24 protein-coding genes are annotated in these 24,709 nt (G+C 59.1%); 7 read left to right on the forward strand and 17 right to left on the reverse strand.

The genetic code is table 11. The annotated features are described in order from the left end of the window. The first annotated feature begins 40 nt into the window (after positions 1 to 40). Positions 41 to 466 carry a c-type cytochrome gene (locus AC2FNU_RS06840; protein ID WP_496786433.1) on the forward strand — a complete coding sequence of 142 codons (426 nt, stop codon included), beginning with the start codon at positions 41 to 43 and terminating at the stop codon, positions 464 to 466. Here the strand turns inward: AC2FNU_RS06840 and dxs are convergent. From dxs to AC2FNU_RS06905, 13 genes are all read right to left on the reverse strand, one after another. Continuing rightward, on the reverse strand, positions 463 to 2,385 hold the full coding sequence (dxs, locus tag AC2FNU_RS06845; RefSeq protein ID WP_496786435.1) for a 1-deoxy-D-xylulose-5-phosphate synthase: 1,923 nt from the start codon (positions 2,383 to 2,385) through the stop codon (positions 463 to 465). The two genes, AC2FNU_RS06840 and dxs, sit on opposite strands and share 4 nt — an antisense overlap. 187 nt (positions 2,386 to 2,572) lie before the next feature. Continuing rightward, entirely contained in the window at positions 2,573 to 3,688 is a 1,116-nt protein-coding gene (gene pufC, locus AC2FNU_RS06850; protein WP_496786437.1) for a photosynthetic reaction center cytochrome PufC, read from the reverse strand. Between the two features lies 1 nt (position 3,689). Then, entirely contained in the window at positions 3,690 to 4,676 is a 987-nt protein-coding gene (gene pufM / locus AC2FNU_RS06855; protein ID WP_496786439.1) for a photosynthetic reaction center subunit M, read from the reverse strand. Positions 4,677 to 4,679: 3 nt separating this feature from the next. After that, positions 4,680 to 5,519 (reverse strand): photosynthetic reaction center subunit L, encoded by an 840-nt coding sequence (pufL, locus tag AC2FNU_RS06860; RefSeq protein ID WP_496786441.1) that lies wholly within the window; start codon positions 5,517 to 5,519, stop codon positions 4,680 to 4,682. A gap of 128 nt (positions 5,520 to 5,647) precedes the next feature. Then, positions 5,648 to 5,806 carry a light-harvesting antenna LH1, alpha subunit gene (gene pufA, locus AC2FNU_RS06865; protein WP_152458432.1) on the reverse strand — a complete coding sequence of 53 codons (159 nt, stop codon included), beginning with the start codon at positions 5,804 to 5,806 and terminating at the stop codon, positions 5,648 to 5,650. Positions 5,807 to 5,819: 13 nt separating this feature from the next. Continuing rightward, positions 5,820 to 5,969, reverse strand: coding sequence for a light-harvesting antenna LH1, beta subunit (gene pufB / locus AC2FNU_RS06870; RefSeq protein WP_152458433.1), 150 nt, complete (start codon positions 5,967 to 5,969; stop codon positions 5,820 to 5,822). Positions 5,970 to 6,056: 87 nt separating this feature from the next. Beyond that, positions 6,057 to 6,284 carry a cytochrome PufQ gene (gene pufQ / locus AC2FNU_RS06875; RefSeq protein ID WP_496786444.1) on the reverse strand — a complete coding sequence of 76 codons (228 nt, stop codon included), beginning with the start codon at positions 6,282 to 6,284 and terminating at the stop codon, positions 6,057 to 6,059. After that, positions 6,253 to 7,764 carry a chlorophyllide a reductase subunit Z gene (gene bchZ / locus AC2FNU_RS06880; RefSeq protein ID WP_496786446.1) on the reverse strand — a complete coding sequence of 504 codons (1,512 nt, stop codon included), beginning with the start codon at positions 7,762 to 7,764 and terminating at the stop codon, positions 6,253 to 6,255. The genes pufQ and bchZ overlap by 32 nt, the downstream gene beginning before the upstream one ends. Then, positions 7,764 to 9,320 (reverse strand): chlorophyllide a reductase subunit Y, encoded by a 1,557-nt coding sequence (bchY, locus tag AC2FNU_RS06885; RefSeq protein WP_496786448.1) that lies wholly within the window; start codon positions 9,318 to 9,320, stop codon positions 7,764 to 7,766. The genes bchZ and bchY overlap by 1 nt, the downstream gene beginning before the upstream one ends. Further along, entirely contained in the window at positions 9,317 to 10,318 is a 1,002-nt protein-coding gene (locus AC2FNU_RS06890; protein WP_496786449.1) for a chlorophyllide a reductase iron protein subunit X, read from the reverse strand. Before AC2FNU_RS06890 ends, bchY begins: the two co-directional genes overlap by 4 nt. Further along, positions 10,315 to 11,253: a chlorophyll synthesis pathway protein BchC gene (gene bchC / locus AC2FNU_RS06895; RefSeq protein ID WP_496786451.1), complete on the reverse strand. Its 939-nt coding sequence runs from the start codon at positions 11,251 to 11,253 to the stop codon at positions 10,315 to 10,317. Before bchC ends, AC2FNU_RS06890 begins: the two co-directional genes overlap by 4 nt. A gap of 117 nt (positions 11,254 to 11,370) precedes the next feature. Continuing rightward, complete coding sequence (locus AC2FNU_RS06900) at positions 11,371 to 12,405, reverse strand: methyltransferase (protein WP_496786454.1); 1,035 nt, start codon at positions 12,403 to 12,405, stop codon at positions 11,371 to 11,373. A gap of 92 nt (positions 12,406 to 12,497) precedes the next feature. Further along, positions 12,498 to 13,367, reverse strand: coding sequence for a polyprenyl synthetase family protein (locus AC2FNU_RS06905; RefSeq protein ID WP_496786456.1), 870 nt, complete (start codon positions 13,365 to 13,367; stop codon positions 12,498 to 12,500). Positions 13,368 to 13,461: 94 nt separating this feature from the next. Here AC2FNU_RS06905 and crtD point away from each other — a divergent pair, with 94 nt between their 5' ends. Both crtD and crtC read left to right on the forward strand, forming a co-directional pair. After that, entirely contained in the window at positions 13,462 to 15,042 is a 1,581-nt protein-coding gene (gene crtD, locus AC2FNU_RS06910) for a 1-hydroxycarotenoid 3,4-desaturase CrtD (protein WP_496786457.1), read from the forward strand. Between the two features lie 5 nt (positions 15,043 to 15,047). After that, on the forward strand, positions 15,048 to 15,878 hold the full coding sequence (gene crtC, locus AC2FNU_RS06915; protein ID WP_496786504.1) for a carotenoid 1,2-hydratase: 831 nt from the start codon (positions 15,048 to 15,050) through the stop codon (positions 15,876 to 15,878). On the opposite strand, the gene tspO is transcribed toward crtC, so the two are convergent. Genes tspO through AC2FNU_RS06930 form a run of 3 tightly spaced genes read right to left on the reverse strand, consistent with a single transcriptional unit; the run spans position 15,875 to position 18,947 of the window. After that, positions 15,875 to 16,357: a tryptophan-rich sensory protein TspO gene (tspO, locus tag AC2FNU_RS06920; protein WP_496786458.1), complete on the reverse strand. Its 483-nt coding sequence runs from the start codon at positions 16,355 to 16,357 to the stop codon at positions 15,875 to 15,877. The two genes, crtC and tspO, sit on opposite strands and share 4 nt — an antisense overlap. Beyond that, positions 16,357 to 17,400, reverse strand: coding sequence for a 15-cis-phytoene synthase (gene crtB / locus AC2FNU_RS06925; protein ID WP_496786460.1), 1,044 nt, complete (start codon positions 17,398 to 17,400; stop codon positions 16,357 to 16,359). The genes tspO and crtB overlap by 1 nt, the downstream gene beginning before the upstream one ends. Beyond that, the gene (locus tag AC2FNU_RS06930) at positions 17,397 to 18,947 is read right to left on the reverse strand and encodes a phytoene desaturase (RefSeq protein WP_496786462.1); all 1,551 of its coding nucleotides are present in this window, start codon (positions 18,945 to 18,947) and stop codon (positions 17,397 to 17,399) included. The genes crtB and AC2FNU_RS06930 overlap by 4 nt, the downstream gene beginning before the upstream one ends. Before the next feature lie 120 nt (positions 18,948 to 19,067). Here AC2FNU_RS06930 and crtA point away from each other — a divergent pair, with 120 nt between their 5' ends. Genes crtA through bchO form a run of 4 tightly spaced genes read left to right on the forward strand, consistent with a single transcriptional unit; the run spans position 19,068 to position 23,298 of the window. Beyond that, positions 19,068 to 19,769: a spheroidene monooxygenase gene (crtA, locus tag AC2FNU_RS06935; RefSeq protein WP_496786507.1), complete on the forward strand. Its 702-nt coding sequence runs from the start codon at positions 19,068 to 19,070 to the stop codon at positions 19,767 to 19,769. Next, positions 19,766 to 20,773, forward strand: coding sequence for a magnesium chelatase ATPase subunit I (bchI, locus tag AC2FNU_RS06940; protein ID WP_496786464.1), 1,008 nt, complete (start codon positions 19,766 to 19,768; stop codon positions 20,771 to 20,773). Before crtA ends, bchI begins: the two co-directional genes overlap by 4 nt. Then, complete coding sequence (locus AC2FNU_RS06945) at positions 20,770 to 22,404, forward strand: magnesium chelatase subunit D (protein WP_496786466.1); 1,635 nt, start codon at positions 20,770 to 20,772, stop codon at positions 22,402 to 22,404. The genes bchI and AC2FNU_RS06945 overlap by 4 nt, the downstream gene beginning before the upstream one ends. Before the next feature lie 3 nt (positions 22,405 to 22,407). Beyond that, positions 22,408 to 23,298: an alpha/beta fold hydrolase BchO gene (gene bchO / locus AC2FNU_RS06950; RefSeq protein WP_496786468.1), complete on the forward strand. Its 891-nt coding sequence runs from the start codon at positions 22,408 to 22,410 to the stop codon at positions 23,296 to 23,298. Here bchO and AC2FNU_RS06955 read toward each other — a convergent pair. Further along, a complete protein-coding gene (locus AC2FNU_RS06955; protein ID WP_496786472.1) occupies positions 23,277 to 24,662 on the reverse strand; it encodes a PAS domain-containing protein in 1,386 nt (461 codons plus the stop codon). The two genes, bchO and AC2FNU_RS06955, sit on opposite strands and share 22 nt — an antisense overlap. Between the last annotated feature and the right edge of the window lie 47 nt (positions 24,663 to 24,709).

Below are 24,709 nucleotides of genomic sequence, written 5' to 3' on the forward strand. Positions count from 1 at the left end.
ATTGCTCTAACTTAAGAAGTCTTCTGAGGAGGAAATACAGATGAAGAGAATCCTGTCTGCTGGCGCAGCACTGGCCTTTTTTGCAACCCCAGTATTGGCCGAAGGGGATGCTGAGAAAGGTGCCAAGAACTTCAACAAATGCAAAGCCTGTCACATGATCGCTGATGACGCCGGTGAAGAGATCGTAAAAGGCGGCAAGACCGGACCCAACCTGTATGGCGTGATGGGTAGAACCGCTGGAACCTACGAAGGGTTCAACTACTCCGACTCGATGGTCGAGGCGGGTGAAGCAGGTTTGGTTTGGGAAGAGGCCCAGTTTGCCAGCTACGTCGCTGACCCTTCAAAGTTCCTTAAGGAATACCTCGACGATACCAGCGCGCGCGGGAAAATGACTTTCAAACTCAGAAAAGAGGACGAAGTCGCAAATATCTGGGCATATCTTATCTCAGTCGGGCCTCAGAGCTAACCAACTACCGGAAATGAGATAACATTGGGTTCGCGTGCATAAAGCTCGCGGACCACGCTCGCGATATCCTTCGCGGTCATTCCTGCATCCTCATACATCTCTTGCGGCGCCGCTTGTTCGATGAAGCGATCAGGCAACGTAACTGTGCGCATTCTTAAGCCGCGGTCCAACGCTCCGGTATTGGCGAGATGTGATAGAACATGCGCGCTGAAACCGCCCTGCGCGCCTTGTTCAACGGTCACAATCGCGCTGTGCGTTGCAACCAACTGCGCAATTAATGCCGTGTCCAAAGGTTTGGCAAATCGCGCATCTGCTACCGTTGGGTTATGACCATTTTCGGCCAACAGATCTGCCGCGATCAGACATTCAGACAGATGCGCGCCGAGGGACAGGATGGCAACGTCTTCGCCCTGGCAAACAATCCGCCCTTTGCCGATCGGCAAGACCTCGCCCCTGTCCGGCAGGTCAACACCCACACCAGCGCCACGCGGGAAGCGCACGGCCGACGGGCCCTCATCGTAAGCAAGTGACGTGGCCACCATGTGACGCAGCTCGGCCTCGTCCGAGGGTGCCATCACGACAAACCCGGGCAAGCTGCACAAATAGCTCAGATCAAACGCGCCCGCATGGGTCGCGCCATCGGCCCCGACCAGACCGGCGCGGTCGATGGCAAACCGGACGGGCAGACCTTGCAGAGCCACATCATGCACCACCTGGTCATAACCGCGCTGCAAGAAGGTCGAGTAGATCGCGCAGACGGGCTTCAGCCCGCTGGCTGCCATCCCGGCCGCAAAGGTGACGGCATGTTGTTCAGCGATGCCAACATCGAACACACGACCGGGGAACCGGTCGGCCATCGTTTTGACCCCGGTCCCGGCCGGCATTGCTGCGGTCACTGCAACGATAGACGGATCACGGCTGGCCTCATCTGTCAGGGTTTCTCCGAACACCGAAGTGTAGCTGAGCGCGTTGGCTTTGGCTTTGTTCATTGCCCCTGTTGAGACATCGAACTTGGACACGCCATGATACTTGTCTGCACTGTTCTCAGCCGGTGCGTAGCCTTTGCCTTTGACAGTCACGCAGTGGATTAGAACCGGACCGGTTGCGCGCGCTCGTGCGGCGCGCAGAACGGGCAAAAGCTGGTCCATGTCATGCCCATCTATAGGACCAACATAGTCAAATCCCAATTCCTCGAACAGCGTGCCTGCGCCTGGCAGCCCCGATACCAACTGCCGCGCCCGGCGCATTCCTGCGCGCACCGGTGGAGGCATAGCGGCCTCAAACCCTTCGGACAGCGATTGCATCCGGGCCAGCGGTTCCGAGGCATAGAGCCGCGACAGATAGGTCGACATCGCACCGACAGGAGGCGCGATGCTCATCTCATTGTCATTCAGGATCACGAACAACCGTCTCCCTTCACAACCCGCGTTGTTCAGCGCTTCATAGGCCATACCGGCGCTGATCGAACCGTCGCCGATCACCGCAATCGCGTCGCCCGTTGGCATCCCCATATCGCGGCCGATTGTAAAGCCCAGCGCCGCGCTGATTGAGGTTGAACTATGCGCCGCACCAAACGGGTCGAAGACGGACTCTGAACGTTTGGTGAACCCGCTCAACCCGTCCTTTTGCCGCAGCGTTCGCATCCTGTCGCGGCGTCCGGTCAGAACTTTGTGCGGATAACACTGGTGGCCCACATCCCAGATCAGCTTGTCCATCGGTGTGTTGAACACCGCATGCAACGCTACCGTCAGCTCGACCACACCCAGAGAGGACCCCAGATGCCCGCCGGTTTCCGAGACAATATCGATCACCTCATCCCGCAATTCATCGGCAATCCGCGTCAGTTCCGCATCGCTGAGCATCCGCAGATCAGCTGGTCCGGCAACACGGTCCAACAGGGGGGTATCTGGGTGTGTCATGGTCTTTCTCCGATCTGTAGACCGGTGATCAGCATGGGATAGAACGCACGCCCGTGCGGATCACCGGCCAGGTGTTCTGTCGCCACAGAACGGGTTTGGAACATGGTTTGTGTTCCATGCGCGGACCGAGGAAGCCACCAGGTCCGTGCTGCGTCAGGGCACGCCGATCATGGGGAGATGACCTGCCCTATTCGTATTCCGGTACCTCGGACGTGGTCAGTTCCGGCCAGTCCGCAGTCATGTTCAAGCCTTGTAGCGGCTGCTGATAACCCTTGTGACAAGTCCGGCACGCCGCTTTGGGCGCGTCCTGATGGATCGGTCCCAAACGTTCCTCCGGGTAAAGCTCACCCAGCGGCACCAGGTAGTCGTTGTTCAACTCCTGCACCATGGCGATGCCAAGGCTGGCCGTGGCCCATTGCGGCGTTACTTCGGCTGTGTCGTAGAAGGCGCGGCTGTTGTGGCAGAACACGCAATTCACACCCAAGGAGTTGTCGATATAGTTCATCAGCGAATAAGTGCGTTCGGTGTCCTGAATGGACCGGAAGCCTTCGTCGGCGGGCGATCCTGCAACGCGGGATTCCAAGTCATGTACACCAATGATCCCGTAATCCAGAAGGTAGGTTTCCAGCGCATCCGACGGCAGCGATGTTGACTGGCTCTGCACTGTCGCGCGGTTCTGAACCGCCCCCCACCCCGTCATCGCATCGACGACCGGAGTAATGCGGAACCAGATATCGCTGGGTACGTTCTGTCCCCGGTGGCAGGTATAGCAGTTCACGCCAACTTCTTTATTTGCATTCACATGCCCGTCCCAGTTTTCATTGATGTTCTGGGTCATCTCAATCATGCGTCGGGACACCAGTTTGGTGTAGAGAGTATCCTCACCATAGGTTTCCAGATCCCCGTCGCCATGACAGTAGGCACAGCCCTGTTCGGGTGAGACCCAGAATGTCATGGCGGTCATAAGGCGATTGAAATTGTCTTCGGTCAGGTCGCCAAGGACTTGCACGTTTTCGTAGATGTCTCGGGCCAGAACATCGCCGGGCTGTGGGGGATAAGGTTCCTCGGTCAGATAGTCTTCGATTGTCGGATCGGGGCGTTCGACATCCTTGATGAACTCTGTCACCGACATACCGGTCCCGCGCGGGCCGGTCTGGATGCTTTTGGTGGCAAAGGGCTGTCCAAAAGCCACCAGCATCGCTGCGATGAAGATCGCGCCGCCCAGCGCGCCGACAAGAATGGCAGGGCCAAAGACGTCCGTTGGGTTGTTTTTGTTCCACTCATCGAACCACTTGGGAAACATCTCAGTTCTCCTGCCCTAGGAAGCCTTCGTAAGTGCCAAAGGCTTCGTATCCGTATGACCCGTCATAAGCGGGGGCGAAGTTGTGTTCCTGAGCCCAGATAAACCAGTTGTCGACCACGGTGCCGGTCAGCAGAATGCCAATCCCTCCGGTGATCGGGGTAAGCACCGCAAACCACCAGGCCCAACGGTGGATACCCTCCATCGTGGCGTTGAACCCCATGGTCCAGCGCCAGAAAAGCGCTGCGCGTTCCGAGGCCGTGCCACGATCCACGATCTGCTCCAGCTCACGGTCGCCGCCAAAGCGAGTAACCGCCAAGATCGTCGCCCCGTGCATGGCAAACAGCAGGACCGAGCCATAGAGGAACACAATCGAGAGACAGTGGAACGGGTTGTAGTACAGATTGCCGTAGCGGATCGAGAACGCCGTGGTCCAATCCAGATGCGGGAAGATGCCATAGGGGACTGCTTCGGACCAAGATCCCATCAGGATCGGACGGAACAGGCCCAGCACCAGAAACAGCCAGATGGCCGAGGCAAAGGCCCAAGCCACATGCTTGCCCATCTTGTGTTCCATCGCCAGCGCGTAGGTGCGCAGCCACCAGGACATGACCGAGACCAGAAGGAAGAAGCTGGCGATGATATACCAGCCACCGTCGCTCAGCGGTGGGATTGTCAGCCCGTATTCAGGACTGGGCGGTTCCAGCGCAAGCCAGAAGCCCTGGCGCAGAAACTCGGAAATCGACCAGTTGACCTGCGCCAGCATGTTCAGACCAACGATGTTGAGCCACAGGATGCCGGTTGCGATGCTGATCACACCAAACGAGCCCAGATAGATCGGTCCGATCTGAGCGTTCCCAAGCCAGCCGACCAGCTTTGAGAAGAACGGCTTGCCGATCCGCTCGCGACCCATCCGGCGGTTGTCGTCCATGCCCCATTCGGGTTCGCCCTGAACCTGCACTTGAGTGAAGATGTTCTGATACTCAATCATGGATCACATCCCCGCCTGTGAGGGCCAGATCGGCAGTTCAAGCCACCAGTTCCACCATTCGGGCCAGCCCTTCGTCCAGACGGGCCCCGAGATGATGATACAGACGGCAGAAAAGAATACCGCGTTGATCGCCAACAGAAATCCGAGACGGTGAATACCCAGCGTCCCGATCGAATACCCGATGAAGTCGCGGAAGAACGTGTCTTCATGATCGGGTGTCTTCATCTCTTCGCCTTTCTCCGGATTGGCAGCCGAAAGGATCAGCGCGCCATGCAGGGCCAGGGCAAAGGTGGTGGTGAAGAACAGCGTCACGGCCAACATATGGGCCGGGTTGTAATGGAAATGCAGATAGGCGTAGCCGGTATTCGACACCCAATCGAGATGGCTGAAGATGCCATAAGTGAACCCGTGCCCCCACGCGCCCATCAGCAGCGGGCGGAACACAACCAGCGTGACATATGCCAGAATGGCAAAGCTGAAGGCGAAGGGGACGTGATAGCCCATCCCCAGCTTGCGGCAGATTTCAACCTCTCGCAGCGCCCAACTGACAAAAGCGCCCACCGCGCAGAAGGTTATGATTTGCCACAACCCCCCCTCCATCAGCGGGGCCATGCCAAGACCGTAACTCAGGTCAGGTGGTGCGATGTTGATGAGCCAGGGGTTGAACGTGCCCTGCATCGCTGCACCCCAAAAAATCAGAATCGTGCCAAGAGCCGAGAAGAAAATGGTCGTTACGCCGAAGAAGCCCACATAAAACGGACCAAACCAGAAGTCGAACAGATCACCGCCGATCAGCGTACCCCCACGGAAGCGGTATTTCTTTTCAAAGCTCAGCATTGCCATTGTTTTGCTCCGACAGTTCTGGTCACGACCGAGACTCTGGGGCCCGGTGCATGCCGCGGGCGGGTTATGCCGCCCGCGGCTTTCTTGGTATCCATCGCGCGACGCATCCCAGCGCCGCCAGGGCTCAATCAGAACCCGGCTGTCGAGGCGGCATTCTCAAACCAGTTGAGACCGCTGCTCAGAACAACAAGATGGATCATGACGGCGAGCAGGAAGAGGAAAACGCCTTGCGCCACAAAGACGCGACGCGGATCAAAGATCAGCCAAATCTTGTAAAATTTTGCCATTCTTAATCCCTCCTCAGAACCACGGAGCCCAGATGTAGGTTGCGATATGTGCAACCAGCGCAACGATCGCGAACAGCCATAGGCCGCTCATATAGACCGAATGCAGCTCCTGAGCTTGCTCGTCGGTAAGACCTGTGAAGGACAGGTCGTCATTATCAGCCATAAGGAACCTCCGGGTCATTATGCTGACGCCGCTTACCCAGCGGCTGGGCCCCGTCCCGCATGATGCGGGCCGGATCTCGGGTCGCCATCACCGTGAAAAGATGATCGGCGTGATCCTGTCTGCCTCGGACCATGCGCGAGCCAGCGGTCCGCGCAGGTTCAGCGTGCGGCGGCGCAGGGACTGTCTGATCCATTCGACCATCGCGAAGGGGATCGAAATCAGGAAAAGGATCGTGAAGTAGAGAATGAACTCGGGCGTACGCTGCGTACGCTTCTTGTCCGTGTCACTTTGTGAATTCAGGGTTGCTGCTGGCACAGTCTCCTCCTTCGGTTAGATCTGATTTGGAACGCGCGGGATCCAGCGCCTGAACGGTGCTGGCAAAGACGCGAGCGTCCCCTTTGGACAAGGCCGCCTGTTCGGCGGCATCGCGCAAGGATTTGGCGGCGGAAATGCGGGTGAGGACCGGATGGCTTTCCAGAATGCGTTCCAGCGCGGCGCTGGCATCCTCGTCCCACGGCAACTCTGTGCGTTGCGTGGCAGGCGTAGCCGGCCCTGCATCCATTTCGGTGCCCAGCGGCAGGATGTGGAACAGGGCGTCGAACAGCCCGTTGCAGACCTCTTGCAGAGCATAGGTCGCGCCTGCGTAACCCATGAAGGGCGTACCGGTCGCCCGACGGATAGCAGCCCCCGGAAAACTGGCTGGAATAAAGGCCGGGGATGGCCCGAACCCGCCTTTTTGTTCGGCCAGATAGATCTTTTCGTTGATGCTGCCGAACACGACCAGAGGTTTCTTCTGCGCGACCAGCGCACGCACCTGATCATTGTCGGTCTTGGTCCCGGCACAGCGCGCAACCGAGAAACCACAGGGCAAGCCCAGATCCTCTTCCAGAAACAGCCTCAGGCCCCGCGCGTAGGTTTCATTGGCCACAACCCCGAACGAAGCCGTGGCAAAGAAATCCTGCGTGACCGAGCGCCACAGGTCCCAGACCGGTTTGATGGTCGAATGCTTCTCGCGCGTGATGAACGGTTCCGGGTCCAATCCCGTCAGCTCACCCAATTTGCGCAGGAATTTGGTGGTCGAGTCGACGCCAATCGGCGCTTGTAGGTAAGGCTTGCCAAGCAGCTCGGCCAAGCCCCGACCAAACTCGCGATACATGACGATGTTGACGTCGGCGTTCACCAGATTGCGCATCTCGGCCAGATGCGCGCCCAAAGGCATGACCATATTGACCTCGGCCCCGATGCCTTCGACCAGACGCCGGATCTCGGCCAGATCGCTGGGCATATTGAACGTGCCGTACATGGGCCCAAGGATATTGACGCGCGGTTTTGCGCCCTCGTCCCGTTTTTTCTCGGGCGGCATCCGACCTTTGGTCATGCCAAACTCGGTGAATATCCATGTCATCGCACGGTCGGCGGCTTCCCATTGATCTTCATCAATGGTCCGCGGCAGGAAGCGTTGGATATTGGTGCCCTGAGGCGTCACGCCGCCGCCGATCATCTCGGCAATCGACCCGGTGACAACCACCGCTGGCAGCGCGGGATCAAGCGTGCCCCAAGCGCGTTTCATCGCCTCTTCGGTCCCGTCGCGGCCCAGTTCCTCTTCGCCCAAACCGGTAACAACGATAGGCAACTCATGCGGCGGCAATGCGTCGGTGTAGTGCAGGACGGACGTGACGGGCAGGTTTTCACAGCCAACCGGCCCGTCGATTACCACTTGCAGGCCCTTCACGGCACAGAAAGCATAAACGGCCCCCCAATAGCCCCCGGCGCGGTCATGATCCTGGATCAGCATCAGATCATCTCCTGCGCTTTGGCGGCTTTGGCCTGCCGTTCCAGTTTTTTCTGATTGAGGGCGCGGAAATCGGGGCGCAAGTTCGGGTCGCCCTCCCAAATCCCGGCGGTATCCTCGGTGCCGACGTCTTCGAAGAAATCGCGCATCCGGTCCATGCGATCCTTGTTTCCAATCGCCGCGTTGATCACCTGTGCCAATGATCCAGCACCCGCAGGCCCCATCAGGGGGCGGGCTGAGATCAGGTTGGTGAAATAAAGCGCCGGGATGCCCAGCTGTTTGGCCTTTTGCACCACCGGAGTCGTGCCGATGGCCAGATCGGGTTTGATCCCTTCCATCGCCGCGCAATCCTGTTCCAGCGAGGCGCGGAATTCCACCTTGGCATCATGCGCTTCCAACCAGTCCGCGTCCTGCGCGGACCATTGGCTTTTGGCGCAGGCAGTGCCGACATATGGCACGCTCGCGCCGCTTTCGATCAGAAGCCGTGCCACCAGCAATTCGCTACCCTCATAGCCTGAGACGGTCACCGTCCCTGAAATGGGGGCTGCGGCCAATGCGCCTTTGATTGCGGGCAGAAACGCGTTCTGCGCCGTGCTTACCTTTTCCGCGGAAAGACCGAACACGTCGCCGATGGACGACAACCAAGCGGCGGTGCCCTCCACCCCGACAGGCCCACTTCCCAGAACCGGACGGCCTGCGGCTTCAAACTCCCGAATGGCCGAGGTGTAGAACGGATGGATCGCCGCCACCGCACCACAATCCAGCGCGGCGTAGAGCTCACGCCATTCGCGGCAGGGAACAACTGGCCCAGCGGCCAGACCCAGCGGGGCCAACATCTGACCAATCATCACCGGATCGGCGGGGAACATCTCGCCCAACAAACTGACAGTAGGCCGGTCCTGCCGCGCACCGTGGGGGGCGGAGACCGGCCCTGCCTCGGCTTCGGAGCGGGCATAGGCCAGCATGGCACCGGCCAGAACATCCTTGGCCTCGGCATGGGTCGGAATGCCGAACCCCGGCACATCAATTCCGACGATCCTCACCCCATTGATTTCATTTGGCAAAAGGCGCAGCGGCACACCGCTGGCGGTTGGCACACAAAGGTTGGTGACAACAACGGCATCGTATTTTTCAGGGTCCGCCAGATCATAAACTGCCGCACGGATGTCTTCGAACAGCTTGCCGGTGACCAGTGTTTCCGAGTTGAACGGCACATAGCCAACCGACCGTCGCGCGCCGTAGAAATGGCTGACAAAAGTCAGACCATAGACGCAGCAGGCCGAGCCGCTCAGCACCGTGGCCACCCGTTTCATCCGAAGCCCCACACGCAGCGAGCCAAAGGCGGGGCACATGCTTTGTGGTTTGTCATGGGGGCCTTGCGGGTAATCGCGCGCATATTGGTCCAGCAACTCGGACTGGCCTGCCATGCGCGCGGCATTTTCCATCTCGGACCCGGAATGGCAGCCCAAGGCTGGCGGCTCACCCCCGGTTTCCGCGCGGGGCTCACCCTTGATCACCTGCGCCTCAGCGGACGCGTCATATGTGACTTCTTTGTTCATGCGTCGTCGTAGATCACTTCCAGAGATTTCTTGGGCGCCGCGTTCTTACCGCGCATGTCTTCGTCGGTGGCTGGAACCAGTTCGATCCCCGCCCCGGTTTCCTTGCCGTCAAACAGCGCCAGCAGACCGTCCTGATCCAGAGGCGCGGGCCGGACCGGCGGCGCGTCGGCCACGTTCAGGCCAAGGGAGGCAAAGAGAGGCCCCCACTGGCCGGATTCCGTACCAACGATCTGATAATTCGCGGATTTCTTACGCAGGTCGTCATCCTGCGGGATCGACGCGAGAACCGGGATATGGACGGCTTGGGCAAAAGCCTGCGCCTCACCCGTTCCGTCATCCTTGTTCACGACCAGCCCAGCGACGCCAACGTTACCGCCGAGCTTGCGGAAGTACTCCACCGCCGAGCAGACATTGTTCGCCACATACAGCGATTGCAGATCGTTCGAGCCAACCAGAATGACCTTTTGCGCCATGTCGCGCGCGATCGGCAGGCCAAAGCCGCCGCAAACCACGTCACCCAGGAAATCCAGAAGAACGAAATCAAAATCCCAATCGTGGAAGCCCAACTTCTCGAGCAGTTCGAACCCGTGGATGATCCCGCGACCACCGCAGCCGCGCCCAACCTCGGGGCCGCCCAGTTCCATCGCGTAGACACCGCCACGCTTGAAACAGACGTCACCGATCTTCACCTCTTCGCCCGCCAATTTCTTCTGGGTCGAGGTTTCGATGATCGTGGGACACGCCTTGCCGCCAAACAGCAGCGAGGTGGTGTCGGATTTCGGGTCACAGCCGATCAGCAGCACGCGCTTGCCTTGCTCGGCCATCATGTGGCTGAGATTGGCCAGCGTGAAGCTTTTGCCGATCCCGCCTTTGCCATAGATCGCGATGATCTGGGTTTTCTTGACCGCCTCGGTCGGCAACACGTCGGCCAAATCCTCATGGGCCTCGGCCTTGAGCCGGGCGTCGAACTCTTTCAGGTTGGGGGCGTCGTCTTTCATGTGGTCTCCCAATCAAGAACAAGTTTCAGGCAGTCGGGGTCTTCGAATGCTGTGGCATAGGCCGTTGCGGCATCCGACGCGGGCGCGATGTGGCTGATCAGATTGTCCAGCGACAATGCGCCACTTTCGACCAGAGAGCGGGTGGCGCGCATATCCTCGGGCGTCCATTCCGCAGCGATGCGCATCCGGGCTTCTTTCATGAAAGCTGGTGGGAACGCGAAGCTGAGCGGTTGGGTGTAGAACCCGGTCAGAACGATCTCGCCCGTGCGCTTCAGGCGCGAGACCAGATTATTCAGGATCGCGCTGTCGCCCGAGGCATCGTAGATACAGCCATAGTCACGGCGCGGGTCTTCCTCGGGGGCGATGACCTGATAACCTTTGGCCCCGTCCCGGCGGGCCGGGTTGGTTTCCCACACCAGTGGCGCGGGTGCTCCGGCAGCGATAGTGAGGCGTGCGAGCAGGCGACCAACCACCCCATGGCCGACGATCAATTCAGGCACCTGATGGCCCAAACCGGCCATCGAATGACGCGCTGTGGCGGCCAGCGCCAACAGTGTCATCTCACGTTGACAGCCTGAGTCGAGCGGCGTCACACGGACCGCATCCGTCACGATCAGGCGCGAGGACCCGCCGAACAGGCCATGCGCATCCTCGTAACACGTGGCTCCGGGTACAAAGACTGCGTCGCCCACCCCGTACCGAGTATCGGACCCGGCCTCGACCACTTCGCCCACGGCTTCATAGCCGGGAACCAACGGGTAGCCCATTCCGGGAAATGGCGGCATCTCCCCGGACCAAAACAATTTTTCCGTCCCGGTCGAAACTCCGGAATGACGGATTTCAACCACCAGATCCGATGCGGATGGCGGGGATAACGTCACAGACTCGACAGACAGATGCCCGGGGCCATGCAGTACTACGGCTGAAGATCTCACGGTCTTCCCTCCCCTCGCCGGTTGCGGCCACCCAAAGGTGAGTCCATGGCGAGCTTATGTCAGTTTAGCTTTACGTAAGTATCTGTCAACTTAAACTGACACTTTGGGTGTCAGACTTTATCCTGACTTCACCCCTGTTACGACCGAGGTGATGTAGCTGCGTAACGGGCGTGGATGACAGATCGTGTCGAATCCGGCACCGGTCAGCATATCCGAAATGCATGCCGCAGACCGGGTTTTACCGGTGCCCATAGCCAGCGTGTACAGTGCGAAATAGACGTCGGTGATTGGGTCAGGCCGATTTCCACCTGACATAGGCTCGGAAACAATTATCCGCCCACCGGGGGGTAAAATTTTATAAACCTTGGCTAAAAGAGCATGTACCGTTTCATCGCAATGATCGTAAAGTACACGGATCAAACTGACGGCATCCGCCCCGTCGGGCAATGTATCATACATGAAACTGCCAGTTGATTGCTCAATTCGATCAAGACATCCAGCGTCAGCAAGATGTACTGCCGCCGAGTCTTTGGTTTCGGGCAAATCAAACAGGGTTAGCTTAATTTTGGGATACCGGTGCGCAACTTCAGCCAGAAATGCGCCGCTGCCACCACCAATATCAAGAAGGTGACGTATCCCGGTCAACCGCACCTGGCGCAAAGTGTCCTCGGCCACAAGACGTTGACTGCTTGCCATCAGATGAGAGTAACGGGCAGCCTCTTCCTCCCCAACTTTGGACGCATCGTGGACATAGGGCCAAAAACGGGACAGGGCGGTGTCTGACCCGTCACGCAAAAACTCCGCCGGATCTTCAAGGTCTTGGTAAAAAGCGCGATGATGCAGAATCATTTCTGTTAGACCAGGGACACCGCGCAACGCCGCCCCCTTGCGTGAGAGGCTGTAAAACCCATCCCGACGAGACCGCAATATCCCAAGTCCCGCGCCTGCGTGAAGAAAAACCGCCAAACGGTCCGTGTCTACCCCAAGCCGAAGCGCCAATTGGCGGGCGGTCATGGGCCCATCTGCCAGATGTTCCATAACCTTTAGCTCAACCAGAGCCATTAAGACTTGGCTGGACACAAACCCTTGAACGACATGAAAAATATCCGCGCCGTCGCGTTTGGCCATCCAGCGTGCAATCGGCAAGCGCATCGCCAAGGACTGCAAATCGGAACGTGCCAGAAGTCGACCGAACCGCGTTCCCAGCGAAGGTCGGGTTACAGTGTCTGACGACCGGTCCACCGTCAGACTTTCGCGACAGCCGGTGTAACCGGGGTCAACGCCTCAGCCTGTTTACGCACAAGTTTTGCCAGAATGGCTTCTCCCGGGCACGAAGGGATCGAGGCAATCGCACCGCTAAGAATGTCATTTAGCCGCTGAATGGCACCCTGAACACCGAATTGATCCACCGCGCTGGGGCGTCCATGCAAGTCGTCCTGGCCTGCCGGTTTGCCCAGCGTTTTTTCGTCGTAAAGAACGTCCCGCAGATCATCTGCGACCTGATAAGCTTCTCCGATCCGAGCCCCCAATTCATACCAGGGTTCAGCTTCGTGACCCGCCGCGACAGCCCCCATCTGAGTTGCTGCAATGAACAGCGCACCGGTTTTGGATCGATGATATGCACCCAAGTCAATCGACGCTTCGCTTTCCCACCCTTGCCCGGCGCAAATACCATTGGGCATTCCGGTCTGTTGCGCCAACAGCTCCAGCAATGCCAATGCGCGCTTGGGATCATGCGAGGCCGCCCGGGTCAGGATTTCGAACGCAAGAATGATCAGACTGTCCCCGGTCAGCACCGCCAGTGGTTCAGAGAACGCGCAATGAACCGACGGCTTGCCCCGCCGGAAATCGGCGTCATCGAAACAGGGCAAGTCGTCATGGACCAGACTGGCACAATGGATGATCTCCAACGCCGAAGCAGCCGCATCCGTGACAGCTGGATTGTCATCGCCGCAGGCCAGGGCCACGGACATTAGGATCGTCGGGCGCACCCGAGCGCCGCCCGGAAAGCAAGCATAGTCAAGGGCGTCGGCCAATTGAGTCGGCGCGGGTTTCGCACGAGTGCGCACAAGACTTTGGGTGATGGCGGCGTTGATCCTCGTCTTCAGTTCCATACGCAGTTCCTCGCTCCACCCAAGTGAAATGTTTAATTGACACAATTGTGTAAATTACACTGGACAGTTATGTGTCTTGAGTCAACAATTCCTTATGAACCCTAAACATCCACCTGCGCGCCGTGCGGTTGTTATCGGCGCGGGTATAGGCGGCCTGTGCAGTGCTGCCAGGCTTTGTGCGGCCGGTTTCGATGTCACGGTTCTTGAACAACATGCCAGCCCGGGAGGAAAGATCAGAACCTTTCCATCCGACAGCGGCCCAGTAGATGCCGGCCCTACAGTGTTGACCCTGCGGCATGTCTTTGATGACGTTTTCCGGGCTCTTGGAGAAAGGTTCGAGGATCACCTGAACCTGATCAAACTGCCCATACTTGCCCGCCATTTCTGGCAGGATGGTTCTGTTTTAGACCTGCATGACAGGCATGAAGCAAACTGCAGGGCCATTTCAGACTTTGCAGGCCCAAAAGTCGAAGAAGAGTTCCGGCAATTCCATCGGGAAACCAAAGCTCTGTTCACGACCTTGGATCAATCGATGATGGAGAAACCGGAACCATCCCCTCTTTCTCTGGGCGCAATGGTATTGCGTCACCCGTCTTTGCTTGCCGCCATATCTCCTCTGCGCAGTCTCAGCAGCCGGTTGTCGCGGCGGTTCAGTGACAATCGTCTGGCACAATTATTTGGTCGCTACGCAACTTACGTGGGTGGCCTTCCGCATCAATCCCCTGCCCTGCTAAGCCTGATCTGGCAGGCCGAAGCTGCTGGAGTCTGGAGTGTCGAGGACGGAATGCAAGCGTTACCACATGCTCTGGAGCGTCTTTGCAAAAGGCATGGCATTCAGTTTCTTTACAACAGCCGTGTGGTGTCGATCGACTGCGAAGAGGGACAGGTTAAAAAGGTAACATTGGATGATCAAACTACAGTCCCGGCAGATTTGGCGATCTTCAACGGTGATCCCCGTGCGCTTGCAAACGGCGCGCTTGGACAGGATGTCACCGGTGTCGCGCCGCAAACCCTGAAAGCCAATCGTAGCCTGTCTGCCGCAGTCTGGAGTTTCGACGCGATTCCAAGCGGTCCGGACCTGTCTCATCACAACGTCTTTTTCACCGAACCGGGCACGCCCGAGTTTCAGGAGTTGCAGGCAGGTCTCTTTCCGCGCCAACAATCAATTTACGTCTGTGCACAGGACCGTGGGCCACACGCCCAGCGCGTGCCCGGCGTCCCTGAGCGCTTTGAGATCATTCTAAATGCACCGCCACTTGGCACCGGTCCCGCGCCAGCAATGGAGTTTGAAATATGTCAGAAACGGACTTTCGATTTTCTAAGCCGCTTCGATCTGACCTTCGATCCTCTGCCGGGGCCGGCTACACTGACCCGACCTGCGGATTTCGAGGCTCTGTTCCCCGAGAGCAGCGGATCGCTTTACGGGCAGAGTCCGCATGGGTTGACGGCCGCGCTGAAACGCCCACGGGCACGGACATCGATCAAGGGCCTGTATCTGGTGGGCGGCGGCACGCACCCGGGAGCGGGGCTGCCGATGGCTGCGCTCTCCGCCCGGCACGTGGTCGAGACGATCATACAAGACCAAACTTCGCCCTCAACGTCCCGCCAAACGGCTATGCCTGGTGGTATGTCGACGGGATCAGCGACGATCAGAGCCGGGCAATCTCAATCATAGCTTTCATCGGTTCGGTCTTTTCGCCGTGGTATCGCTGGTCAGGGCGCAAAGACCCGGAAAACCATGTCTGCATCAATGTGGCGACCTACGGCCCCGGCGGGCGGTTCACGATGACGGACCGGGGGCGTTCGGCCCTGCGTCTAACGCGCGATAGTATGATCGTAGGCCCATCGTCCCTGCATTGGGACGGCGACAAGCTGATCATCGATATCAATGAGATCGGGGCTCCGCCGATGATCTCGCCGGTGCGCGGACAGGTGGTTCTTGAGCCGACGGCTCTGACCGATGTGGAGCTGCCCCTTACCCCGGACAACGCCCATATCTGGCGTCCGTTTGCACCGACGGCCCGGATCGATGTCGATCTGACGGCCAGGGGCTGGCAGTGGACCGGGCACGGGTATTTCGATGCAAATTTCGGAACCCGCGCGTTGGAAGACGACTTCTCATACTGGACATGGGGTCGCTTCCCGACCGCTGAAGGCAGCACCTGTTTCTACGACGCGCAAAGGCTGGATGGTACGGCTCTGAGCCAAGCCGTGTCCTTTGACGCCGACGGTGGTGTATCGAAAACCACTGTGTTACCCCCCAAGGCACGGCTGAACCGCAGCCTCTGGGCCGTTCGGCGCGAAACACGGGCGGATGATGGCTTTCGCCCGCATCAAGTGATGAACATGCTGGATGCACCCTTCTACTCGCGCGCCATGGTGCGCACCCAGTTGGACGGTGAAGAAACCGTTGGTGTCTATGAGGCGCTGGACCTGCGCCGTTTTCGTTCACCTTTGTTGAAGCCGATTCTGGCTGTGCGCGTTCCGCGCCGGGCACGCTGGCGGTTTTAGGTTTCGATCGGGGGCGGATTATTGGCAACCTCGGGATTCAGCTGCAACACCGACCAGTTCAACGCCGCAGCGACGCTGACCCAGATCAGGTAGGGCACGAACAGAAGTCCGGCCAAAGTGTCAACCGACCACAAGGCCAGCAGAGTTGCAGCAACCGACACCCACAGCGCGGCCAGAACAACCATCCCGGCGCGCAACCTTCTTAATCCGAAGAAAACCGGCGTCCACAGCGTGTTGATGGCGATCTGCAATCCCCACAATGCCAGTGCCAGACTTGCGTCGCCAGCCACAGCGGCACGCGCCCCGGCCCAGCTCATGCAGATGTAAAGCGAGGTCCATGCGACCGGGAACAGCCAGTTCGGCGGTGTCCAGGAGGGCTTTTGCAGGTCACGATACCACTGACCCGGCGGGAACATCCCACCGGTTGCCCCGGCTGCTACGCAGGCTGCGAAAAAGATTGAAAAGTAAAGAATAAACATTATCTTGCATGCGTCCGTACTGAGGCCATAGCGCGCTGCCGCCGTGCGTTTTCGGAGGTCTGTAGCTGGGCAAAGGCCGTGTACAACGTATCGCTCCAATCGGTTTGCGTAGGTTGGTCATGCGCGGCGGCATCGACCAGAAAGGCGGTTTCAGGCAAGGGCCGAGCGTACAGACGTGCGGATCGGGGTGCAACAGCGCTCAAAGTCGTTCTGCACAGTGACCACATCAGCCAACCAAGCTTCTGACCCTTCCCGGTCCGCGCCCGTTGCGAGATGCTGTCAAACCCTGCCCGGCGCACCTGCCCACCGATTCCGGCATAAACAAAACGCGCCGCGTAAATGCCGGGACGACAGCGCAACGGCAGTTCTGCGATCCCGGCTTCAGAACGTTGATAGAGGTCTTGCGCGTGTTTTAGCAGACGCGAAACACAGATGCGTAAGCCTGGCTCTGCACGAGGATTTGCCAGGAAAGCGTCCGCATCGACCCCTTCTTGCTCAAGCCATTTCAAGGGCACGTACAAGCGGTTTTCGCGTGCGTCTTCACCCACGTCGCGGGCGATATTGGTCAATTGCATCGCGACGCCCAAATCGCAGGCCCGGGCCAGAGCATCCGCATTGCGCTCTTCCATGAGCACAGACATCATGACACCCACCGCACTTGCGACACGGGCCGAATAGGCGATCAGGTCCGAGATATCGTCATAGCGCCGCTCCATCGCGTCCCAGGCAAGCCCTTCCAACAGAGCTTCAGGCAAGGCGCGGGGCATGTCATAGTCTTCAACCAAAGCTGCGAACGCGCGGTCTGGCGCGGCATTGCGCGGTCGACCCGCGTATACCTGCTCCAACCGCTCTTTCAGCATCAACACGGCGGCGGCTTTTTCGGTTTTCAGGTCGACCTCATCATCTGCCAGCCGGCAAAAGGCGTAAAGCGCAAGCGCCGGGTCGCGCACTGACGCTGGCAGCAACTTGGAGGCCGCGTGGAAGGACAACGACCCGTGCCGGATCGCATCCCGGCAGAATTGCATATCCTGCGGATCAATCATCGCACACCCACCGGATCGGGAACGAGTTTTACCAAAACCTCGGCACTGCTGACCACGCCGGGCAACCCCGCGCCGGGATGCGTACCTGCGCCAACAAGGTACAGGCCCTTGGCCTCTTCGCTGATATTGTGCGGGCGGAACCATGCGCTTTGCAGAATGCGGGGCTCAATCGAAAACCCGCAGCCCAGAGGTGACAAGTAGCGGTCGCGGAACGTATCCGGAGTGAATACCTCGGACGCTGTCAGGTGCTGACCCAATCCGGGCAAAAGCTGTTCTTCCAGAACCGCCTGCACACGCTGGCGATAGGTCTCTGCTTGAGTTGCCCAATCAACAGAACTGTCATGACCCAGATGTGGCACGGGACTGAGCGCATAAAAAGTGTCATCCCCCTCTGGTGCCGCTGTCGGGTCAGTCAGTGACGGGCGATGAACATAGAGGCTCATATCCTCAGCCAGATGGCCCTTTTGGAAGATGTCGGTGATCAGCCCGCGATAGCGTGGCCCGTTCAGGATCGTGTGGTGCCCAACATCGGGCCACAGCTTGCGTGTGCCTTTGGTTCCGAAATACCAGACGAACAAACCCATCGACCAACGGGTGCGCTTCAGCCGCGCATCGGTCCAGCGTTTGCGCCCGGTGTTGCGCAGAAGCTTGGTGTAGGTATGGCCCGGATCAGCATTCGAGACGACGATATCTGCGCTGATCACCTCTCCGGAGGTTAGCTTCACGCCTTGGGCCGCACCACCAGAGATCAGAATCTCGTCCACCTCTGCGTTCTGACGCACCAGCCCACCCTGATCGCGGACGACATTGCGCATGGCCTCGGCAATCGCCGCGACACCGCCAATGGCGTAGTGCACACCAAATGCCTTTTCCAGATGACTGACCAGGATGTACATCGAGGTTACCTGCGTCGGGTCTCCGCCAATGAACAGGGGATGAAAGCTGAACGCCATTCTCAGACGCGGGTCCTTGAACCGCCGCGCCGCGTGGGCATAGACAGAGCGGTCCGCGCGCATCCGGGCAAAGGTCGGTAGAACTTTAATCAAATCCGCAAGTCGGTTCATGGGCCGACGGCCCAGATCCTCGAAGCCAAAAAGATAGCGCGCCTCGCTGTCTTTCAGGAACTTGTGCAGGCCCTTCACATCGCCCGGTGACAGGCGCGCGACCTCCGCCTCCATGGCCTCAGCACTTTGGCGCGCAGCGAATTTCGATCCGTCCGGCCAGCGGATTTCATAGAACGGATCCAGCGCAACCAGATTGACGTCCTTGTCAAAATCGCGCTCGCAATCTGCCCAAAGGTCGCGAAACACCTCAGGGACGGTCACAATCGTCGGGCCCAGATCAAACCGATGCCCGTCGCGCCAGATGGCCGAGCCACGCCCGCCGGGCATATCCAGCCGGTCCAGAACGGTCACGCGGTAGCCCTTTGCCCCCAGCCGCATCGCCGCTGCCAAACCGCCCAATCCCGCGCCGATCACCACGGCATGAGACCGGTCATCCCCAACAGGGATCGCGTCTTGTGTGAGCTGCGCATCAAGGCGAGTCATGTGTTAGCGGTCCAATCTGTTCACTTAAATTGACACACTCCATCAAAAGTCTTCCGGTTTTGGCATTAATATGTCAATCTAAATTGACACTATGGAGGTTCGATCATTCAAGTCGCAACCCTGAGCCTGTTTCGTTTTGACGGCATTTTCAGCCGTCTCGGTGCCTTTGCCATGATGGGTTTGGCGCGCTGGCCATTATCGCGACTCAGTGGACTGGAATTCTGGAAGCTCTGCGGCTCTGGCACCGGCGAAGGGTTCACGCCGCGCCCCAATACCGCCGTTTGGGCTGTTTTATGTGTCTGGCCGGATGAACACACGGCGCAAAGCCGCCTGAAATCCGCCAGCCCGTTTGGATGGTATCGCAAGCATGCTTGCGAACATTGGACCGTGTTCCTGCGCCCGATCTCATCCCGCGGCGCGTGGTCAGGGCAGAATCCCTTCCATGTCGACAGCCCGACGCCCACCGGGTCGCTCACCGCAGCACTCACGCGCGCAACGCTGAAGCCGAAGATCCTGCTGCGGTTCTGGCGCAGGGTGCCGGATATCAGCCAGATGATCGGCGCGAACTCGGATGTGCTGATGAAAGTTGGGTTGGGAGAGGTTCCGTTCCTCCATCAAATCACGTTCTCGATCTGGCCAGATACCGGATCGATGGCCGCCTTCGCCCGACACCCCGGCCCGCATTCCGAGGCCGTGAAAGCGGTGCGCGAAGGTCATTGGTTCCGCGAAGAGCTTTACGCAAGGTTCGACGTCATAAACGAAGCCGGCCACTGGGAAGGGAAGCACCCGGTGGTCTTGAAGGAGGGTCAGGACAACACATGACGCACGCGTTTCCATTCTCCGCAATTGTTGGTCAGGATCAGATGAAACTCGCCATGATCCTGACGGCGATTGATCCGAAACTGGGCGGAGTCCTTGTTTTTGGCGACAGGGGCACCGGTAAATCCACCGCCGTCCGCGCGTTGGCAGCTTTGCTGCCACCGATCTCGGTGGTCGAAGGCTGCCCGGTGCAATCCGCGACACGGCCCGCTTGCCCGGATTGGGCCGAAGTGGCTGAGGATGCACAGATTCTCGACTATCCCACCCCCGTCGTCGACCTGCCTTTGGGCGCGACCGAGGACCGGGTGACCGGTGCTTTGGACATCGAACGGGCCTTGGTGAGTGGCGAGAAAGCCTTTCAACCGGGCCTACTGGCGCAAGCAAACCGGGGGTATCTATACATTGATGAGGTCAACTTGCTGGAAGATCACCTTGTCGATCTGCTTCTGGATGTGGCCCAGACCGGAGAGAACGTGGTCGAGCGCGAGGGGCTATCGATCCGTCATCCGGCTCGGTTCGTTTTGGTGGGGTCCGGCAACCCCGAAGAAGGCGAGTTACGGCCGCAACTGCTGGACCGGTTCGGTCTGTCGGTCGAGGTGCGATCCCCCGATGATATCGACCAGAGGGTCGAGGTGGTACAGCGCCGGGATGCGTTCGAATTGCAGCCCGACAAGTTCCTGAAGAAATGGCACCGCGAGGATACCCGTGTGCGCAAAGCCATCCTGACCGCGCGCGATACCTTACCTGACATCAAAGTCCGCAAGCGCGAACTACGCGATTGCGCGGAACTGTGCATCACGCTGGGCTCGGACGGGTTGCGCGGCGAACTCACCCTTGTCCGCGCCTGTCGTGCGCTTGCAGCTTACGAAGGCGCAGCCTCGGTCACGCGGCGGCATATCCGTCGTATCGCACCGATCGCTTTGGCCCACCGCCTGCGCCGCGACCCGATGGACGAAGCCGGTTCGGTCGCTCGCGTCCGCCGTGCCTTGGATGAGGTTTTGGGATGACACCCTCGCCCGATCCTTGGGCGCCAGTCTGGCACAGCCTGCGCCTGTTCGCCGTCGACCCGGTTGGGCTGGGCGGGATCGTTCTGCGCGCGCGCGCCGGACCAGCGCGCGATGTTTGTTTGGCAACACTGCCTGATCTGGGCCTACCACACCAGCGGCTGCATCCCTCGCTGACGGATGCCGAGCTATTTGCTTCGATGGATTTTGCTGCAACGCTTGCGCAGGGACAGCCGGTCAATCGCCAAGGGCTATTGGACCGACCGGCGGCCTATCACCTTTGCATGGCGGAACGCTGCCCTTCGGAACTGGCCGCAAAGCTGGCTAGCCGGTTGGACGAAGATCATTCCTGCCTCATTGCGTGCGATGAAGGGGCCGAGCCCGAGGAAACACTAACTGCCACTCTGTCCGACCGCCTGGCCTTGCGCATAGATCTGACGGATCTGCGCGCGTGTGATCCGCCCGCCATAGACACCGAAGAACTTACGCATGCGCGTGCTTTGCTACCAGCCGTTCAGGCAACGGCATCGGACATTTCGACCCTTGTGCATCTCTCTGCACGGCTGGGCATCTCCAGCCTACGCGCACCGTCACTTACTTTGAAAGCCGCTCGGTGCAACGCAGCCCTGAATGGGCGCGTGTCTGTGGAAACCGAAGACCTGGAAATCGCGGCCACGTTGGTTCTGGCGCATCGTGCGACCTGCCTGCCCGCCCCGGAACCCGAAGCCGAAGCGCCCATTCCCGAACAGCCAGCGCCCTCTTCTCCATCAGACAGTACACCCGATCAGGACGTGCTGGTCGAAGCCGTGAGGATCGCCTTACCCGAAGGGATTCTGCCACAATCAGCCCTGCGCCGGGCCGGAGCCACGGGAACAGGGGCTGGGGATGCGCGGATTGCAAAACAGCGCGGACGGCCCATCGCACCGCGCCGCCGCAGACCGGACGGGCGCAGCCGGGTTGACCTGATCGCCACGCTTCGCATGGCAGCGCCCTGGCAGAAACTGCGCCGCGCCTCCGAGGGCCATGTCAGCGTGCTGCCCAGCGATATCTGCCTGAAACGGTTTGAGACCCAGACCGAACGGCTACTGATCTTCCTTGTCGATGCCTCAGGATCAGCCGCACGTGCGCGCTTGAACGAGGCCAAGGGCGCGGTCGAGCACCTACTGGCACGCGCCTATTCTCATCGCGATCACGTGGCCCTGATCGGGTTTCGCAATGACTCGGCTGATGTCCTTCTGCCCCCGAACCGGTCTTTGGTACTGGCAAAGAGACGGCTGGCTGCCCTGCCCGGTGGCGGGGCGACGCCGTTGGCCGACGGGTTGCAATGTGCAGGCATCATGGCGGGCAGCGCCCATAAGCGCGGCATGACGCCAACCGTGATCCTGCTGACGGATGGACGTGCAAATGTGGCACTTGATGGCCAACGCAACCGGCAGAAAGCGACCGAAGATGCTGAACACACCGCCGATTGGCTGCGCGTCTCGAAGGTTCGCAGCGTTGTCCTCGACACTGCCGTTCGCCCTCAAAAGGCCCTGCAAAGCCTCGCAATTCGGATGGGAGCAGATCATGTAGCCCTGCCCCGCGCGACAACGACAGGGCTGACGCAGGCGATTGAAGCCGCGATCCACACCTGAGCGATGGACTGGCAACGCGATCTTCCCACCTGGCCGCACAATGCATGGTCTCGACGCGTTGTCTGCGCGCCACATCGGTGGCATGTGCAAGAGTCTGGCACGGGCCCGACCGTCTTGTTCCTGCATGGCGCCGGAGCATCGACCCATAGCTGGAACGCCCTGATGTGCGAACTGGTGAAGGATCACCATGTTGTGGCCATCGACCTGCCTGGACACGGGTTTACCGTACTTGGCGCACGCAATCGTAGCGGGTTGAACCATATGAGCGCAGATGTCGCCGCCTTGTGCCAGCAGGAAGGCTGGCTGCCGGACAGGGTGGTCGCGCATTCCGCTGGTGCGGCCGTTGCGTTGCAACTCTGCGAGCACCATCTGGACGACGCAAACCGGCCCCGGTCGATTCTGGCAATAAACCCGGCCTTTTCCGATTTTGACGGTTTGGCAGGCGTATTTTTCCCGCTGATTGCAAAATCGCTGGCTTTGAACCCTCTGACACCCTGGCTGTTCACCTTGGGCCAAGACGCTCTGACACGGACCCGGCGTCTGATTGCGTCAACTGGTTCGCAAATCCCAGACGAACAATTGGAGCTTTATGCACGTTTGCTGAAGGACCGCAGCCATGTTCAGGGGGCTCTGTTTATGATGGCGCAATGGTCGCTACGCGATTTCAAACAAACCATGGCGCAATCAAAGACGAATGTTGAAATTGCAGTTGGGCTCAACGATCAGGCCGTGCCTCCAGACCGCACAGCATACATACAGCCGACCATACCCAAGTCGAAGCTCATCGAGTTTCCCGACCTGGGACATCTTGCGCATGAAGAAGCCCCAGATCTTTTTGTCTCTCTGGTCCGGTCATCGATCCCGGAAAAAAATCAATCCGCACCTACACCGTAGCGATCAAGCTTGCTGTAAAGCCCCTGCCGGCTGAGCCCCAAGATCTTCGCTGTCGCGGCTCGGTTGTTTCCGGTCAGCTTCAATGCCGCCAGAATCAGATTTTTCTCCAGAACCGCTGTCTCTTGCTGCACGAGCTCTCGCAGTGGCGATTTTCCGATCCGACTGAGCATCGCTTCAATTGATGAGTCCGGGGTGGTCGTGGCATCTTGGCTCGTGACCCGGGTCGTCAGGTTTCGGATGATGAACCCCAGTCTGCGAGGCGCAGTATTCGGAACAACTGAACCGGACAACTCTACTTCCAGGGTTTGCCCATTTGGCCGTGTAATATTTGCGGGTACAGATCTGATATGTGGGTTGTCGCGCAAAACTTTCAGAACGGATGCAAAATCCAAATCTGCCGGATCGAAGAAACTGCCCAACGTCTCTGGTGCATTCCAATTGGACGCGCTGAATGACACCAGACTCTCAAACGCTTTATTCTGCCAAACTATGCGCCCCGCGTCATCCGTGACAACAACGCCTTCTGTGGCAGAACGGACCAACTCCAACACAACATCTTCATCCGACATTTGCCCTGCTGTTGAAGGGGCCACACCTAACCGAAGGATGACTGCTTCACTGCGGCCAAACCCCGGAGACGCATGCACGAGGACGTCCTGACCCTCTGCCAGTCGCAGCTGCGATGATGCCGCAGCATTCGTGCGTACGACCGCGGCGACAAGAGCCTTAAGTTCTTTGTGTTCAGATTTGTCAAAGACGGCCGAAAGTGGCTGTGTCAGCAATTCATCAGCGTGCCGCCCCAGAAGACGCGCCGCAGCGGGATTGACATCCGAAATTGCCGCGACCGCCCCTTTGACGATCAAAATGGGTTCGGACCCGACGCTGAACAATGTCCTGTATTCAGCCTCGACTTGTTTCTGCGCCTCCAGCTTTTCGCCCATAATCTGATGCAGCTCGACCAACCGATCCTGCAGGGCCGACGCCTTGCTGATATCCCGTCCAAGCACTACCTCAACGGTACGCCCCACTTTGACGGCTGGCGCGAAGGCAATGGTAACAGCGCGCCCGTCGCTGGTGCTGTGGCGTACGATGCACTCGCCAACCTCAGGGCCTCGCTCCTCGCCGGCAAGAAGCCTCGAGAAGTCCTGCCTTGCGCCATCAGGCAGAATATCGAAAATCGGTTTTCCCTTCCACGTCAGGGCATCGATACGCTCAATCAGCTGGGTATTGCCTGAGACATCCGTAATCACCTTGTCAGGATCGATGAGCAACAAAAGGTCTGCTGCCTGGGTCAAGAGGGATTTCAACAAACCTGCATCGAGTTCCGAAAATTGGGCCAACAAACCCGCGTCTGAACTATTCACAACGCTGTTTCTCCTTTAGCCGTATGGCCAAGCCTTAACTTAGAACG

The sequence above is a fragment of the Ruegeria sp. BHSB064 genome, from assembly GCF_059613205.1.